General features: G+C 47.1%; 13 protein-coding genes. 2 read left to right on the top strand and 11 right to left on the bottom strand.

Annotated features, from left to right (window positions below):
- Positions 1-128: 128 nt before the first annotated feature.
- A complete protein-coding gene (locus B5M13_RS14520) occupies positions 129-1,166 on the bottom strand; it encodes a sialidase family protein (RefSeq protein ID WP_080056361.1) in 1,038 nt (345 codons plus the stop codon).
- Between the two features lie 63 nt (positions 1,167-1,229).
- Positions 1,230-1,433, bottom strand: coding sequence for a LytTR family DNA-binding domain-containing protein (locus B5M13_RS14515; RefSeq protein ID WP_218919493.1), 204 nt, complete (start codon positions 1,431-1,433; stop codon positions 1,230-1,232).
- A 196-nt stretch (positions 1,434-1,629) separates the two neighbouring features.
- Here B5M13_RS14515 and B5M13_RS14510 point away from each other — a divergent pair, with 196 nt between their 5' ends.
- Positions 1,630-2,358: a dioxygenase family protein gene (locus B5M13_RS14510; RefSeq protein WP_245860010.1), complete on the top strand. Its 729-nt coding sequence runs from the start codon at positions 1,630-1,632 to the stop codon at positions 2,356-2,358.
- 7 nt (positions 2,359-2,365) lie between these two features.
- Here the strand turns inward: B5M13_RS14510 and B5M13_RS14505 are convergent, their stop codons facing one another.
- The 9 genes from B5M13_RS14505 to B5M13_RS14465 form a co-directional block, all read right to left on the bottom strand.
- Positions 2,366-2,761: a VOC family protein gene (locus B5M13_RS14505; RefSeq protein WP_080056359.1), complete on the bottom strand. Its 396-nt coding sequence runs from the start codon at positions 2,759-2,761 to the stop codon at positions 2,366-2,368.
- Between the two features lie 31 nt (positions 2,762-2,792).
- Positions 2,793-3,533 carry a GNAT family N-acetyltransferase gene (locus B5M13_RS14500; RefSeq protein ID WP_080059930.1) on the bottom strand — a complete coding sequence of 247 codons (741 nt, stop codon included), beginning with the start codon at positions 3,531-3,533 and terminating at the stop codon, positions 2,793-2,795.
- 163 nt (positions 3,534-3,696) lie between these two features.
- On the bottom strand, positions 3,697-4,227 hold the full coding sequence (locus B5M13_RS14495) for a hypothetical protein (RefSeq protein ID WP_080056358.1): 531 nt from the start codon (positions 4,225-4,227) through the stop codon (positions 3,697-3,699).
- Positions 4,228-4,431: 204 nt separating this feature from the next.
- Positions 4,432-5,031, bottom strand: a complete 600-nt coding sequence (locus B5M13_RS14490; protein WP_179950492.1) for a hypothetical protein — start codon at positions 5,029-5,031, stop codon at positions 4,432-4,434.
- Between the two features lie 145 nt (positions 5,032-5,176).
- Positions 5,177-7,828: an ABC transporter permease gene (locus B5M13_RS14485; protein WP_080056357.1), complete on the bottom strand. Its 2,652-nt coding sequence runs from the start codon at positions 7,826-7,828 to the stop codon at positions 5,177-5,179.
- A 45-nt stretch (positions 7,829-7,873) separates the two neighbouring features.
- Positions 7,874-10,525 carry an ABC transporter permease gene (locus tag B5M13_RS14480; RefSeq protein WP_080056356.1) on the bottom strand — a complete coding sequence of 884 codons (2,652 nt, stop codon included), beginning with the start codon at positions 10,523-10,525 and terminating at the stop codon, positions 7,874-7,876.
- Positions 10,522-10,860 (bottom strand): PadR family transcriptional regulator, encoded by a 339-nt coding sequence (locus B5M13_RS14475; RefSeq protein ID WP_080056355.1) that lies wholly within the window; start codon positions 10,858-10,860, stop codon positions 10,522-10,524. Before B5M13_RS14475 ends, B5M13_RS14480 begins: the two co-directional genes overlap by 4 nt.
- A 185-nt stretch (positions 10,861-11,045) precedes the next feature.
- Positions 11,046-13,700, bottom strand: a complete 2,655-nt coding sequence (locus B5M13_RS14470; RefSeq protein WP_080056354.1) for an ABC transporter permease — start codon at positions 13,698-13,700, stop codon at positions 11,046-11,048.
- A 3-nt stretch (positions 13,701-13,703) separates the two neighbouring features.
- Complete coding sequence (locus tag B5M13_RS14465) at positions 13,704-14,042, bottom strand: PadR family transcriptional regulator (protein WP_080056353.1); 339 nt, start codon at positions 14,040-14,042, stop codon at positions 13,704-13,706.
- Positions 14,043-14,407: 365 nt separating this feature from the next.
- On the opposite strand from B5M13_RS14465, the gene B5M13_RS14460 reads away from it, so the two are divergent.
- Positions 14,408-15,250 carry an SDR family oxidoreductase gene (locus tag B5M13_RS14460; protein ID WP_080056352.1) on the top strand — a complete coding sequence of 281 codons (843 nt, stop codon included), beginning with the start codon at positions 14,408-14,410 and terminating at the stop codon, positions 15,248-15,250.
- Positions 15,251-15,310: the final 60 nt, after the last annotated feature.

The raw sequence follows: 15,310 nt of genomic DNA, 5'->3' as shown, positions 1-15,310 counted from the left end.
CAAGAAACTTGATAAACGGGATTGATAGAACCGCCGGCGGACCGGCAGATCGTTATGCTGGTTATGATTTATTTAGATCTGTGTAAATCATAACCAGCATAACGATCTACCGATCCGCCGTTGTGGTTCTATAGTTTTTCAGGATTAACGATCACATGCCGGACGCGCTGACGTTTCCAGGTATAGGTGATGTGTACGAGACCGTCCGCAGTTTGAATAACGGCGGGATATGAATATTCACCGGGTTCGTTTTCGAGAACAGCCAGTGTTTTCCAGTTCTTTCCATCATCCGAAATGGCCACATCGAGTGGTGTACGGGGGCCACTTTTTCCATTTACGGGCGATGTCGGATTGTAGACCAGCACCTGCCGTCCATCTTTCAGGGTAACGGCATCAGTTCCTGAGTTGGGGTTTGGCAGTGTTGTTTTTTGCAATGCCGACCAGGTTTTACCACCATCTTTCGACCAAGCTTCCTGAATAAAGCCGATCTTCTGACTCCGGCAAAGAATCTGTAACTGTCCGTTTTTGTGAAACAGAACACTGGGTTGAATGGCCCCATCGGCTACACCATCGTTGATGGGTGTCGTTTTTTGCCAGGTTTTGCCCCAATCGGCTGTTTGCTCAAAATGCACGCGCCAGTTATGATCTTCCGAACTGGTCGGGCAAAGCAAAACCCCCGATGGTAACAACACGGGCTTGTTTTTAATGGGTCCTAAAATACCATCAGGCAGTCGCTCAGCTTCTGACCAGGTCTTGCCATTGTCTTTAGACCGCTTCAGCATCCCCCACCAGGTCGATGGGCTGGGGCCGACTTTATAAAACAAGAGTAGCTCCCCCTTAGGAATTTGAAATAAAACTGGATTCCAGCAAGGAAGACGTTTGCCGTCTGGCTGTACACCCGTTGCCACCTCAACCGGTGGTGCCCAGCCCGTTTTGGTATGTTGACTGACCCAGATGCCTACGTCGGGATGTCGCTCGTATGTACCACCAAACCAGGAGGCAATGAGGCCAGCGGGTGTTTCGGCAATGGTAGAAGCATGGCATTCGGGCGTCGGAGCCTTTTCATAAATAAATTCACGCTGGCGAATGGCGGAATTGCTGGATTGAGCAAATAAGTCGAGATGAATGAGAAAAGCGATGCAAACGAAAACAAGACTGATTTTCATGAATTGGTTTTTCGATAGGATTATTATAAGTTGGCAAGAATGTATTTTTACGTTTACGATTGGTTAGCGTGGGCGCTCAAAGAGTGTTTTCTCAACCTCTTCCTTATAAGTACGGCCAATTGGTATGGGTGTACTATTCAACATCAATCGATTTCGCTCAATTCGACAAATATGGTCAATGGCTGCTATAAATGACTTATGCACCCGAAGGAATCGGTCCTGCGGAAAGCGGAATTCGTAGGCGTCTATCCAAAACGTCCATGACAAAGCCAATTGTAATCCGGTGTAAATGAATACAAAAGAAAAACACAACGAAAATTATATCAACCAACGGCCCAACAAGTAGAGGAACAAAATTGAGCGTATAAACTCATCTATTATTCAGGTTGTTGGTCTATTATTTTTGGAAATAGTTTTCTGACCCGGTTGCTTTGTTTCGGACTTAACCAATACCCTAACAGCTATGCAAACTCAGCAATTAATTCAACATAGAACGCGGATTTTTAGGATGATTATGATTGATTATGATATTAGCCGTGAAAATCATAATCATTCTAAAAATCCGCGTTCTATTCTTATCAACCTACTCCTATTACTGCTCACATTTCCTGTATTCGGGCAGGATAAAAAAGCCGGTGGCCCCTGTGAAGGATGCGAAGCGATTTATGAAAGTTCAGTTCCGTTCGATAAGCTCGAGATGCTGGCGAAACTACCGGATGCCACCTGGAATGGCAAGAAGCCTCTGGGTATCAACGGGGTCGTATACAAAGCCGATGGCATAACACCTGCAGCAGGCGTTATTCTATATGTCTATCACACCGACGAAACGGGGCATTACACAGCCAAAGAGGGTGCCAAAGGCTGGGAAAAGCGGCATGGTTCCATACGCGGCTGGATGCGAACCAATGAGAAAGGCGAATACAAGTTTGTTACATTACGTCCGGCTCCTTACCCCGGCCATTCCGATCCGGCACATATTCACATCACGATTAAAGAACCGACACTCAACGAGTATTATATTGACGAATACCTGTTTGACGATGACCCGCTGCTTACAACCGACAAACGAGCCAAGCTGGAAAACCGGGGAGGCAGCGGCATTCTGAAACTCAAAGACGTCGGCACTATGTACAAAGCCGAACGGCCTATTTATCTTGGAAAAAATATTCCAAACTATCAATCAAACCAATAAGGTTTGCCTACGATTGCCGTTTACCAAAACAGTAACAAAGTCCATCAGGTGCAACCACAAAGAAAACTTTCCAGTTGGCTGCGCCATGCTTTTGAACGCTAAAACCAGACAATTCTTTAGTGAGTCCATGGGCTTTAAACTCATCAAAAGCTCGCTCAACATGGTCGACTTCAAAGAAACAGCCGTCCTGTGTCGGATCACCACCGTTTTCGGCCAGTCCAATCTGTAGCGTATCCCGGCTCAGGATAGCCGATGGCCAGGGCGTTTCAGGCCGGTCAATCAACCGGAAACCCAGGTAGGTTTCATAAAAGGGAATAGCGGCTTCCAGATCATTGACAGGGAGACTCATTTTGTCCTGTTGATAAGGCCAGGCGTTTTTGAGTATTGCTTTTGTTGTTTCCATTGGCTCAACTTGCTTGTGATTTTATCCGTATTTACTCATTTTTTAGTACTCCTTTCAGCCGAAACCCGCAGGTTTGTAAACCGGCTTTCTGGAGTGTAGCCTTCGAAATCTGGTTTGTTATATTGCATCGGGCGGCTGGCACTCGCCCCATCAGATAGGCCACTTTCTTTAATTCCTGTACCATAAAGCTTCCCAGGCCCTGCCGTCGAAACGGTTCTTTCACCTGCATATAGATGTCGGCAAAGGGTAAGTTATAATTCAACATCAGCCCTCCGCTGGCTACAATAGCTCCATTCAACTCCAGTACATAGGGGCTCTGATCGCCTTCCGGTATATCATCTGACGTGCGCTGGCGAAAAACGCCATCTGACGCCCTAAGATCGGTACTGGCATAATCTTCGAAAAGAATGGCTTCTGCATTAATGCTATGTGCATATTCATACAGCATTGCCGCCAGCAAGGCATCGTTGGACTGGCACTCGATATAGGTGGCCTTCGTTACCGAGCAGAGTTTCGGAAACAGTGTATTGGTAAATTTTCGATAAAGAGGCAGCACATAAAACTCAAAAATTGTATCGCGATCTTCGCGCCGATCGGTCCCCCACACCGCACTATAGCCCACGCGTATCCCATTGATGGTAATCAGGTATACATCGGCCCAACCGTACTGGTGGCATTTGTTACAAATAAACTGGCGATTAAGCTCCTGAAGAAACAACACCCGAAACGGCTGTATGTCTACTTCTGACGTTTTATCAATCTGGATATGCATTTCGGGAATCAGCTGCACCCTTTTTCGACTATCTACAAAAATGGGTTCTGTTTTGTAGGTAGTATTTGTTCCAGCTCTTAGCCTACAATGCTAAGGGCCCTACAACGTAATCTTTTTACGTTGTAGGGCCCTTTCGAAAATTATCGGCAATCAATGGACCTTGTTAACGAATGGGTTCCTCCATACGCATCTCGGTAGCCAATGCCGAAACTGAGGATGGTCGATTTTTCATAACAAACGGATGAGCCAGTAATGAGACGAAACTAACCAACGTAGGCAAAATGCCAATCGGCGTAAACGCAATAGTAGGCGCACTGACAGCTACAATCGCCAGGGTAGCCTGCACCGCTTTTCGCTCGCTACCGGGAATGCCGCTAAACCAGTTGGAAAGTTGGCGTAGTATATACAGGCTTATCGCCAGCATTACTACTCCCATCAGGAAAAGTGAGTATTGCCGAAAATTATATGTATACGTGCCAGCCAACAGCCTCTCAACAGCATGGTAACTATTTTCGAATAAGTGCCCGGCACCCATCAGAGTCGCATTGGCTGTTGGCCCCAACACCACCAATGCGGCTGGTAGCCTCCGCACTGGCAGGGATGCCCCCCGAACCAGCCGTACCGTGTTTAATAGGGTTAGAAGCAAGGCCAGGCTTACCACAAACTCATCAATATGCGCAATTAATGTATTCATCGTAGTTGTTGTCTATCGTTTCAAAACGTTTTCTACGACGAATGTACAATTAACTATACCCCATCCTCAAAGACGAGCGACATGAAATGGTAAAAGGAACGTATGAATCCGAACAGACCTGGCATGAACTGATTGGTTGCTCATTTCCAAAAGTTATCAGCCATTTTAGAAAAGCACATTATTCTCATTCTTAAGTTGGCTATTTTAATTGGCCGGGATTACGTTCAGGTTGGCAAAATGAGCGTCGGTACCAGGGCCAACCCATAAACCAATAGCTCCCTCCTGAGTCGCTCCAAGCTTCAGATCGTTGACAATTAACGCGGGTTGTGTTGCCCCATGCACATAGAGTCTTGCTTTATCCCCCTGAACCACAATTTTCACTTTCGTCCATTCACCAACAGCCAGGTCGACATACGATTCATATTTTTCCGGCGTTTCTTTTCTATTTCTCTCCCAGGGGTAATCCGGATGTGAAATGTACTGCACAGAATGGTTTCGTCGAATCTGATCTTCTGCCCGGCCGTTAGTTGGTCGAAGGTAGATACATTCAAATTTGGAATCATCATCAGCTATTCGGAACGCAATGCCTACAAATCCCCTAGCCAACTCCCCAGCCGTACTTAAGGGTTTACCGGCAATTTCGAGTTCGATTGTTCCATTTTGAAAACGAAAGTTTTTAATCTTGGCATAGGCTATATCCGACTTACTGGTACCGGCATCCACTACCCGAAGGCTAGCCTTACCGAGATATTGTTCCGACGAAACACGGACATGAACGGGCAATAAACCGTCTGTGCTGGCCAAAGATAGTTTTGTCGATTGGGCGTATACAAAATTTATACTATAGCAAAGGGCTAGTAATGGTAGGACGGAAAAAAGTCTGCTGTTCATGGTTATACGTTGTTTTCAAATCAAAAAACGCCTTAGTTGTTAAATTACAAACTTTTACCTACTCCGATCGTAAACTTTTGATCGGATTCATAAGAGCCGCTTTGATACTCTGAAAACTCACAGTTAATAATGCGATGCCGACTGCCATCAATCCTGCCAGCGCAAATATCCACCAGTCCATTGCAATTCGATACGGGAAATTACTCAGCCAACGACTCATAGCCCACCAGCCTACTGGCGTGGCCATCACAAAAGCAAGCGCAACCAGCATAATAAAATTTCTGGACAGCAACCCTATAATAGCCAACACACTTGCTCCCAGTACCTTTCGAATACCAATCTCTTTCACGCGTTGCTCTACACTGAATGCGGCAAGCCCAAAAAGCCCCATACAGCCTACTGTAATGGCAAGCATCGCAAATAACCAAAGCAATTCGCTCAGCTTTTCTTCAGTGCTATACATTTTCCCATAGGTCTCGTCCATAAACGTATAATCCAAGGGAAAATCGGGAGAGAACCGGCTCCATACGGTGTTGATGTACGCTAACGTTTGCTGAATATCGGATTCCCGAACTTTTACAGCCACTTTAAACAATTCCTGCGGTACCATATGGATCACGGTAGCCGTAACTTTTTCATGCAGGCTTTTATAGTGAAAATCCCTGACTACCCCAACTACCTTTCCTCGTTTAATCGGATCGGTCGTGTCGGCAGGCTCCCATTCATGCCAGTTTATCCGTTGACCTAACGCTTTTTGGGGTGAGCTAAATCCAAATTCCCGAACAGCGGTTTCGTTGATGATAAAGGCTTCCTGTTCATCGGTCGACATATCTTTTGAAAAATCACGTCCAGCAATCAATTGAAGGCCCAGCGTTTTTATATAGTCAGGATCACCGATAAACATGCTTACCGAATATTCTTTTTCGGCATTCTTTCCGGGTAGTGTAACACCATCGCCCGCAAACTGATCGCCCGGAAGGCCATATCCCGAAGTAACAGAGAGTACATTGGGCGATCGTTTTAGTTCGGCTTTAAACGCTTCCAGACCTTTTCCAGCTACCTGTCCCCGAGCCTGAAAATAGACTAGCTGTTCTTTACTGAATCCCAGCTCTTTATGGTTCATGTACTGGGTTTGCCGATACACGACCAGGGTTGAAATAATCAGCAAGGAAGACAACGCGAACTGAACCACAACCAGCGCCTGCCTAAACCAGGATGTACCGTTAAGCGAAAACCGGGTATTTTTCAAAACCTGCACCGGCTGGAAACCAGATACGATAATGGCAGGATAGCTACCCGCCAGCAAACCTACCAGCAACGTTGCTCCCAGCAGTTGTAAGCCTAGCTGCGGGTCAGTAAACGGATTAAAGGCCATTATTTTGCCGGTAAACTGATTCAGGGCCGGTACAATAATAAACAAAGCCACCACTGCAATGACCATAGCCAGTAGAGACACCAGAATTGTTTCACCTAGAAACTGGAAAACAAGCTGTTTGCGGCCTGCGCCCACAACTTTTCGTACCCCAATCTCCCGGGCCCTCCTAAACGAAACGGCCGTAGCCAGGTTGATAAAGTTAAAGCAGGCAATAACCAGCACAAACAGCGCAACGATCATCAAAGCATTCACATAGCTTTCATTCCCCCGGATGGCATTATCAAACGTAAAATCAGCTGACTCTAAATGAACATCATAGAGTCGTTGAAAGAAAGGCAGAACAACCGTATCGCCAGGCTTGATGATATTGTCTTTTACATAAGTTTGGAACTTGGCCTGCAGTTGCGCGATATCGGTTCCAGGCTTCACTTTTACATACGTATAAAACTGACTCCAGGTCCACTTTTCCATTCGACTCGCGGGTATACCTGCGCTGGAAAAAGACATCAGGAAATGAAAATCCAGGTGAAAATGATCCGGCAAGGGCGCTAACACGCCTTTTATGGTATAATCAGTGGTATTGATTTTAATCGTTTTACCAACGGGATCTTCCCGACCGAAATACTTTTGGGCGAGTTCGCTAGTAAGAACAATTGTTTTCGGCACATCCAGAATACCCGAAACCGTTCCCTTTTCCAACGGCAAGTTGAATACAGCCAGGAACGATGATTCCACAAACCAGCCTTTGTCTTCATAGTTTTTCTGGCTGTCAGTTTCCACCAGAAATCGGTCAGGAGCCATTAATAGTCTGGCCGTAGTATCTATCTCGGGGTAATGTTGCTGCAGAAAGCTGGCGTAAGCTGGTGCTACAACCGCTGCTTTAGTAGTCGTATTGTCTTTGGTTCGTTCTGCATAAATCCGGTAAATGGTCTCCCCATCGGGAATCGTTTTATCAAACTTCCATTCGTCCAATACAAACAGGCCGATCGACAGGCAACCGATCATACCAATAGCCAGCCCAGCAATATTGATGGCCGAATACCCCTTATTAAGCAATAGGTTTCTAAAGGCGATTTTTAGATAATTTCGGATCATAACCGGATGCAGGGTTGAGGGCGTTTGATAATATTCTTTATTGCGTTCTCGTCGTCGCACAAAGGGCGGTAGTACCGATATGGCATTCAACAGGTAGCGCAGAGTTGCTTCTGTCTTACCTGCCCGATCGTACCAGTACGTGTATAGTTCATCCAGATCCCCTTCGACCTCTTCCAGCGTTTCTTCCGGGTGAAGCCGCGTTAAAAGCCAATGTATCCAGCGGGGTGGGGAAGAGCGCATAAGATCGTGTTCTGTAGAGACCAGTGGACCGGTCTCTACAAAGGATTATTCAGATCGTAATGATTTCACGGGGTTTACCAAAGCAGCTCTGGTAGCCTGATAGGCAATCGTTAATGTGGCAATCAACAGCGTACCACCAATCGCTACTATAAAAATCCAGGCTTCCATCTGAACATGAAACTGAAACCCCTGAAGCCAGTTGGTCATGGCCCACCACGCAATGGGAGCAGCAATCAGAAAAGCAAAACCGATCAGTCGGGAAAACTCTTTACCGAAAATCCATAGAATCTGAGACACACTACTTCCCAGCACTTTACGGATGCCGATCTCCTTCGTTTTTTGAGCAGCCATGAACGACATTAACCCATACAAACCCAGGCAACCAATAAAAATGGCAATCAATGAAAAGAACTCGACCAGTTGCAGGATTCGATCTTCTGTTTCATAAAACTGCGCGATGCTTTCATCGACGAACTGATAGGCAAATAATTGATCGGGGTGCTGCTCCAGCCAAGCTTTTTCAATAGCAGCCATCGTCGTTTTAACCTGTGCGGTATTCAATTTTATAGCATAATCGGAATAATAACCTTTATTCGTAGTGATGATGATCGGGCTTATTTCCTGATGGAATGAAGCATCATGAAAATCTTTAACTACGCCCACAATGGGTGCTACCATAGTGCCCCCGTTGGCCGAAATGAGTTGACCAATAGCGGCTTCGGGCGATTTGATATTGAGCTTTCGCAGGAAGGCTTCATTGACCAGAAACTCTCGGGCACTGTCGGCCGGAAATAGGTTTTTGCCGGCTGCCAATTCCAGTCCAAACGTGGACAAATACTGATCATCGGCCGATTTGATACTCGTTCTGAAATTGGTTTCCTCATTATTCACTTTCACGAAGTTGCCCCAGCTACTGGTGGATGCTGGAGCGGCATAACAAACCGATACTTTCTCGACCCCCTTGATGCGTAGTAACTCATTTCGTAGCGCGTTCATCTTGGTATGGGTCGAATCATCTCCCATCGGCACCATAACAATTGCAGCCTTATCGAATCCTAAATCGGCTTGTTTGGCATATTGCATCTGGTACATAATGACCAACATACCGATAATGAGTACCTGCGAAATGGCAAACTGAGCGATGATTAATGTCCGACGGGTATTAAAACCACCAATATGCTGCTGAGAAAGCTTGCCTTTCAAGGCCACAACTGGTTTGAAACCGGCCAGAATAAGTCCGGGATATGAACCGGCAAAAAAGGTAATGGCCACGCCAAGCGCGACAATAAAAAGCACGAATCGGCTATTCTGAAACAGATTGAGCGTCATTTGCGAGTGGAAAAACGCATTGACCACGGGCAACATCAGAACAGCCATGCCCAGGGCAACGATAACACCGATCGAAGTAATTAGACCCGTTTCGGAAATAAACTGCCAGAAAAGCTGGCCTTTCAGTCCACCCAGCACTTTACGAACGCCTACTTCTTTGGATCGTCTGAGCGCCTGTGCCGTAGCCAGGTTGATGAAGTTTACACAAGCCGTACCCAGTAAAAACAAGCCTATAATTGCCAGAACCCACAGGTTCTTTTTTTCCATTACACCCCCATATTGGGCATTGAAATGAACATCCGCCAGCGGTTGCAATTTATAGTGATGGACGTTTTTGCTGGTGGGCCGATACTTTTTGACATAGGCAGGCATCACCCCTTCTACCTGGGCTACCGAAATACCGGGCCGTAACTGTATATAACATTCGACCCCATCGCGAATACCGCCCCAACCATCAATGTCATTGGCCAGCCAAGAATCATAGGCTTTCAATGTGGGGTACGACACAAAGATTTCGTTTTTTCGGTCGGTGTTAGCGGGAAAATCCTTCAGGATTCCTGTGACCCTGAATACGATCCGGTTGTTGAGCCAGAAGGTCTTACCGATCGGGTTTTCATCGCCAAAATACTTTTTGGCCATGCGTTCGGTCATAATGGCGGTATTTGGCTCCAGCAACGCCGTTTTTTTATCGCCTTCGAGCAACGGGAAATTGAACATGTCAAAAAACTCCGGCTCCGTGAAGGCAACCCCTTCTTCCTCTTTTATCTTTTTAAAGTCGGTTCCATTTCTCAGGGTAATCAGTTGGTCGTCGACACTGATAATCCGGGCTACCTTTTCACCAAAGGTGTAATCATTTCGAAAATGCTTACCCAGCGGTGAGGGTACACTGTGATTATAGCCGATATTATCCCGATGCATCTCCGTCACGATCCGATAAATGCGATCGGCATTCGCGTGAAAGTTATCATAACTCAGATGATGGCTGACCAATGTAAAAATGAGAATCCCACAGGTCATACTTAAGGCTAGCCCCGCCACATTGATCAGCGTGTATCCTTTGTTGCGTTGTAGATTTCGAAAGGCAATTTTTAGATAATTACGAATCATAACAGGATGAATGCTAGAAGGGTGTTCGTATTGTTGTTTAACTTGTTTTCTTCGAAGCACGAATGGCGGCAGTACCGATAGCACGTTGAGCACGTACCGCAAGGTGGCCTGCGTTCGCCCCGCCCGATGGTACCAGTACTCGTATAGTTCGTCCAGGTCACCCTCGACTTCTTCGAGTGTGTTTTCTGGGTGTAGCCGGGTCAACAGCCAATGGGCAAAGCGGGGCGGCCCATCGTTCGGTGGTTGGGTAGCCCTCTTCATACACCACCGAGTCGAAGGGTGTTTGGCGGTACCATCTGCCACAGTTCCTGACGGAGCTGCTGGATTTCCTGAAGCGCCCGACTGCCTAGAGCCGTAACCCGAAACAAGCGCTTGCGTCGTCCCCCCCGTTCGGTAGTGGCCCCTCCCAGGTATGATGACACAAACCCCTTTTCTTCGAGTCGGATCAGGGTGTTATGAACCGTACCAAACGTAACAATCCGGCCGGTATGCTCTTCCAGTGCCTGACTGACCGTAACCCCATACCCTTCTCCATCCAGGATAGCTACCATTAACAAGACGATTTCTTCAAATTCACCCAGATAGGTTCGACGCATCGGCTTAGGTTATTAGTTTATATTTTATCGTACAAATCTGTTGCCAACTAACAAAAAAGGCCATTCCTATTCAGAAATAGCCTTTTTCACGAAAATCTGGTTTACTCTTTGTCCATTAACGGACAATTAGTGTCCCTCATCGGACGCATGAACCCGATTGTAAATTCTCGCTTATCAACTAGATTCTATTCCGATCGTAAGCTTTTCGCTGGGTTCGACATGGCTGCTCGAATGGATTGGAAACTGACCGTGAAGAAAGCGATCAAAATAGCCAGGAGGGCCGCCAGTGCAAATGTCCAGGCACTGATTTCGATACGATAGGGATAGTTTTCCAGCCACTTGTCAATGGCATAATAGGCCGCCGGAAAGGCCAGCACAAAGGAGAAACCCACCAGTCGTATAAAATCGGACGATAACAGTTGAACAATACTGCTTACCGATGCACCCAGTACCTTGCGAATACCAATCTCTTTCGTGCGTCGTTCGGCAGCCAGTGTCGCCAGCCCCAATAGCCCAATGCAGGAAATAAAGATCGTCAGGATGGCCCCGAAAAGCATAATCTGTCGCCATTTAGCCTCCGATTCGTATTTTTTCAGGTTGTCCTGATCCAGAAAACTATAGGAATATGGGTTGATCGGAAACAGTTTTTTAAACGTCTGTTCGATAGCCCGGAGGCTTTCGGTTTCGGTATTCGGTTTTATTTTGACAAATACTTTTCCGAAATCGTTTTTCGGTTTCATCGTAAACAACTGCGGCCGAATTTTCTGATTCAGGGCTGCATAGTGATAGTCTTTCACAACACCAATCACCTTGTAGCGTTCCGGGGTCTCGTAGGCAAAGAAATTCACCTCCTGACCAATCGGATTTTTCCAGCCTGCTTCTTTCACAAAACTTTCATTGACTAGTACTGACTGTGTCGAATCGCTCGGAAAATCGGGCGAAAAGTTACGACCAGCCTGAATCGGAATCTTAAGCAGGGGCAGGTACATTTCATCGACGGTTTCATAGGCAAAGGAAAGCTGCTTCTCGCCATTGACTTTAGCCACCGTACCCCAGAAACCCCGATTCTTGGGCGCTACATCGACAATGGTTGGAAACTTCATCAGTTCACTTTTGAGCAAACGCGCTTCGCTATGTTTCAGGCTCGATTTGTTTACTGCCACCAGGTTCCGATCGTCATAACCCAGGCTTTTGGTCGTCAGGTAGTTAAACTGGGAGTTGATAGTCAATGTGGCTACAATGAGAAACGAAGCCAGCGAAAACTGTAACACAATCAGCCCCCTTTGCAGGTAATTCCGGCCCGTGAACCGAAATCGGCTATACAGGCTCTGAACCGGGCTAAACCCTGACAGGACAATCGCTGGGTAAAACCCTGCCAATAAACCCGTTACGAGAAAGAGCCCAATATATCCGGCAATCAGTTTTACATCGAGCAGGTAAGCGAACGAAAGAGCTTTGTTGGCAAGTTGGTTGAACGTAGGTAACACAAGCAGCAACAACACAATGGCAAGCACAAAAGCGACAAAACAGAGCAGGAATGATTCGCCCAGAAACTGAATAATAAGTTGGTTTCGCCCCCCTCCTACTACTTTTCGGACGCCGATCTCTTTGGCCCGTTTCAGCGAACGGGCTACCGTCAGATTCACAAAATTGATGCAGGCAATCAACAGCACGAACAAGGCTATACCCGACAGAATGTATGAAAACGTAGGTCTGCTTTCATCGACCAGCCCATTGTTGACCGGCAGATCGGTACTTAAGTGCATGTCTGTAAGCGGCTGGAGCGAATAGATCGTCTTACTTTTTATCCCAAATTTTTTAGCCATTTCCACAATCGTGTTTTTGGCATCGGTCTGGTAAATCCGATTCATGGTAGCCTCGACAGCCTTGATATTCGCGTTAGGACGTACCAGCACAAACGTATTCAGAAAGAAACTGAACCAGTTGTCGCTTCGGGCAATGTCTTCTTTCGAAACAGTTATTGGGAGTAATACGTCGAATTTTATGGACGAATTCTGCGGGCATTTTACCGCTACCCCGGTTACGGTATACGGTTCGAACTGCTCTTCGGTCTTGATGAACATGATTTTACCCAGGGCATCGGTTGTTCCGAATTGCTTTTCGGCCATGTCTTCCGAAATAACCACCGATTTCGGACGCGACAACGCGGACTTGGGATCGCCACTCAACAACGGAAAACTGAACAACTGAAAGAATTCGGGATCTGTCGAAAACATTTCCTGACTCTTGACTTCATTGCCCTGCCTGATATCACTCTGGCCGGATTGAAAACGAACAAACGACCGGATTTCCGGTGTGCCAGCCGTAAACTTAGGCCCCTGAAAAATACCCGTATTTGTATTGTAGCTCGGTTTCTGGTCGCCGGGTGTGATATCGCGGCTGGTGATCCGATACAGGTTCGGGTTGTTGGCATGAAAACGGTCGTAGCTGACTTCGTCTTTGGTATAGAGAATAATCAGCATAGCAGCTGCCAGACCGATGCTCAAGCCTATCACGTTGATAATGGAGTACGCTTTGTTGTGGGCCAGCGTGCGCAGGGCGATGGTCAGGTAATTACGTAGCATAGCAGGATGCAGGTAAGAGGGTGATGGGTAATCAGACTGTTGATTGGTACGTTGGCGAGCTTTGAAAAAATAGGGATTTATATAGTGGAGTACCGCCCAGATAAACGCCCGACGAGCTTTCGACAAGCCCTCCTGTTCTGTCCGTTTGTAAAATACCTCGTGCAGATCGCCCTGCACGTCTTCGCGTAAAGGAGGAGCTACAAAAACTTCTAAAAGCCAGTCGGCCCAGCGTGGTGGAATAGGTTGTTTTTTCATAGCCTACCCGCCAATCAGTTGAAATTTTCCGGGAGGAATGGCCTGCCAGAGACGGCTCCGAACCTCCTGAACATCGTTTAACGCGCGAATGCCTAGGGCCGTCAGGGTAAAAAATCGTTTCCGACGCCCTCCTCGTTCGGCAGTAGCTCCCCCCATCGTGGAGGATAAAAACCCTTTTTCTTCCAGCCGGTATAAGGTGGCATGAACTGCACTCATGGTGATCGAACGGCCAGTTTGCTGCTGAAGATCCTCCCAGATGGTGACGCCGTAAGCTTCGGCGGGACAGGCAGCTACGACCAACAGGACGATTTCTTCAAACTCACCTAAAAAGGCTCTTCGCATGGTCGTAAATTGGTTGAGACGATTAGTTGTAATTTTGCAAAACAAATCTCCTGCCAGAAGTAAAATTTGCCTTATTGGGCCTGAAAAGGCACTTACCTTTAAAAGTTGATGTCCGTAATCGTACAGTTTTGTCCGCAATTGTCCGGTTTAAAAAGCGCAGGACAGCCACGGTTTCGGATCGATACCCGTGTTTGTTTTACCGGTCGTATCCCTCATTTCATAGGCTCGTTTTTCCGGTTGAGCCGATTCGGCCTGGTCCAGTTGAATCGGTTCAACCAATTTTGACCCATCATTCAGCAAGTGGTTACCCTTCCTGAGCAGAAACAGCAAACCTCTTTTTTACGCATAAACAACAATACTGAATCATGAAAACCTTAGTCATTGGCGGTACCGGAACGATTGGTCGTCTGGTCGTAGACGAATTAGTTCAGCAAAACGTAGCGGTCCGGGTATTGATCACATCGCCCGACCAAGCCACCCTATTTCCGAAAGGTGTTGAAACGGTTGTAGGTCATCTGGAGCAACCAGCCACCCTGCCAAAAGCCTTTAACGATATTGACACCGTAGCCCTGCTTAACCAGCGCTGCCCCACCGAAGGAGCGCAGGGACAGTATGCAATTGCCGCAGCCAAACGAGCTGGTGTACGAAAAATGGTCTACTTAAGCCAGTACAAAGTCCGCCGGATACCGCATCTGAAAGCTAAGGTCATTATCGAGAACGTGCTGACGCAAACAGGCATGGAGTTCGTAATGATCTGCCCTACCCTTGTCTACCAAAACGACCTGATTATTGGTTCATCGATCGCGTCGTACGGGATTCCTCCACAGGTTATCGATGGTATGGGTGTGAATCGCGTCGATGCACGCGACGTGGCCGATGCGACGGTCAAAGCTATTCTTACCGACGAATTCAATGGACTGTCGATTCCGCTTGTTGGCCCCCAATCAGTTCGGATAGCCCAGCCCGACGAACGGTTCAGCAGCCAACCATTAGCCTCCCCCAACAATTCTGGTACAGACCAATCGCTTGCCACCTGGCTAGTTGAGGATTGGCGAAAAACCTACCAATGTATGCTGGAAGAGGGCCTGCAAGTGTCGACGGATGATGTTGCCTTCTGCACCGACGTATTGGCGCGTGCCCCCCGGAGCTACGCCGATTTTTTGGCCGACCATGCACCAGCATTCCAGCCGAACCTCGAATTAGCTTGATCGGTATACGGTTGACTGGCTTTTCTCATCAGTTCATCCGGGTCTTCTTCCGGTTGACAA

This window comes from Spirosoma aerolatum, assembly GCF_002056795.1.
In the GTDB taxonomy this organism is placed as follows: domain Bacteria; phylum Bacteroidota; class Bacteroidia; order Cytophagales; family Spirosomataceae; genus Spirosoma; species Spirosoma aerolatum.
This window is presented reverse-complemented; position numbering and strand designations above follow the sequence as displayed.

Bases quoted from the DNA above. Each gene is read 5' to 3' on its own strand.
- B5M13_RS14520 (WP_080056361.1), bottom strand. From the start codon at position 1,166: ATGAAAATCAGTCTTGTTTTCGTTTGCATCGCTTTTCTCATTCATCTC.
- B5M13_RS14510 (WP_245860010.1), top strand. From the start codon at position 1,630: ATGCAAACTCAGCAATTAATTCAACATAGAACGCGGATTTTTAGGATG.
- B5M13_RS14505 (WP_080056359.1), bottom strand. From the start codon at position 2,761: ATGGAAACAACAAAAGCAATACTCAAAAACGCCTGGCCTTATCAACAG.
- B5M13_RS14500 (WP_080059930.1), bottom strand. From the start codon at position 3,533: ATGCATATCCAGATTGATAAAACGTCAGAAGTAGACATACAGCCGTTT.
- B5M13_RS14495 (WP_080056358.1), bottom strand. From the start codon at position 4,227: ATGAATACATTAATTGCGCATATTGATGAGTTTGTGGTAAGCCTGGCC.
- B5M13_RS14485 (WP_080056357.1), bottom strand. From the start codon at position 7,828: ATGCGCTCTTCCCCACCCCGCTGGATACATTGGCTTTTAACGCGGCTT.
- B5M13_RS14480 (WP_080056356.1), bottom strand. From the start codon at position 10,525: ATGAAGAGGGCTACCCAACCACCGAACGATGGGCCGCCCCGCTTTGCC.
- B5M13_RS14475 (WP_080056355.1), bottom strand. From the start codon at position 10,860: ATGCGTCGAACCTATCTGGGTGAATTTGAAGAAATCGTCTTGTTAATG.
- B5M13_RS14470 (WP_080056354.1), bottom strand. From the start codon at position 13,700: ATGAAAAAACAACCTATTCCACCACGCTGGGCCGACTGGCTTTTAGAA.
- B5M13_RS14465 (WP_080056353.1), bottom strand. From the start codon at position 14,042: ATGCGAAGAGCCTTTTTAGGTGAGTTTGAAGAAATCGTCCTGTTGGTC.
- B5M13_RS14460 (WP_080056352.1), top strand. From the start codon at position 14,408: ATGAAAACCTTAGTCATTGGCGGTACCGGAACGATTGGTCGTCTGGTC.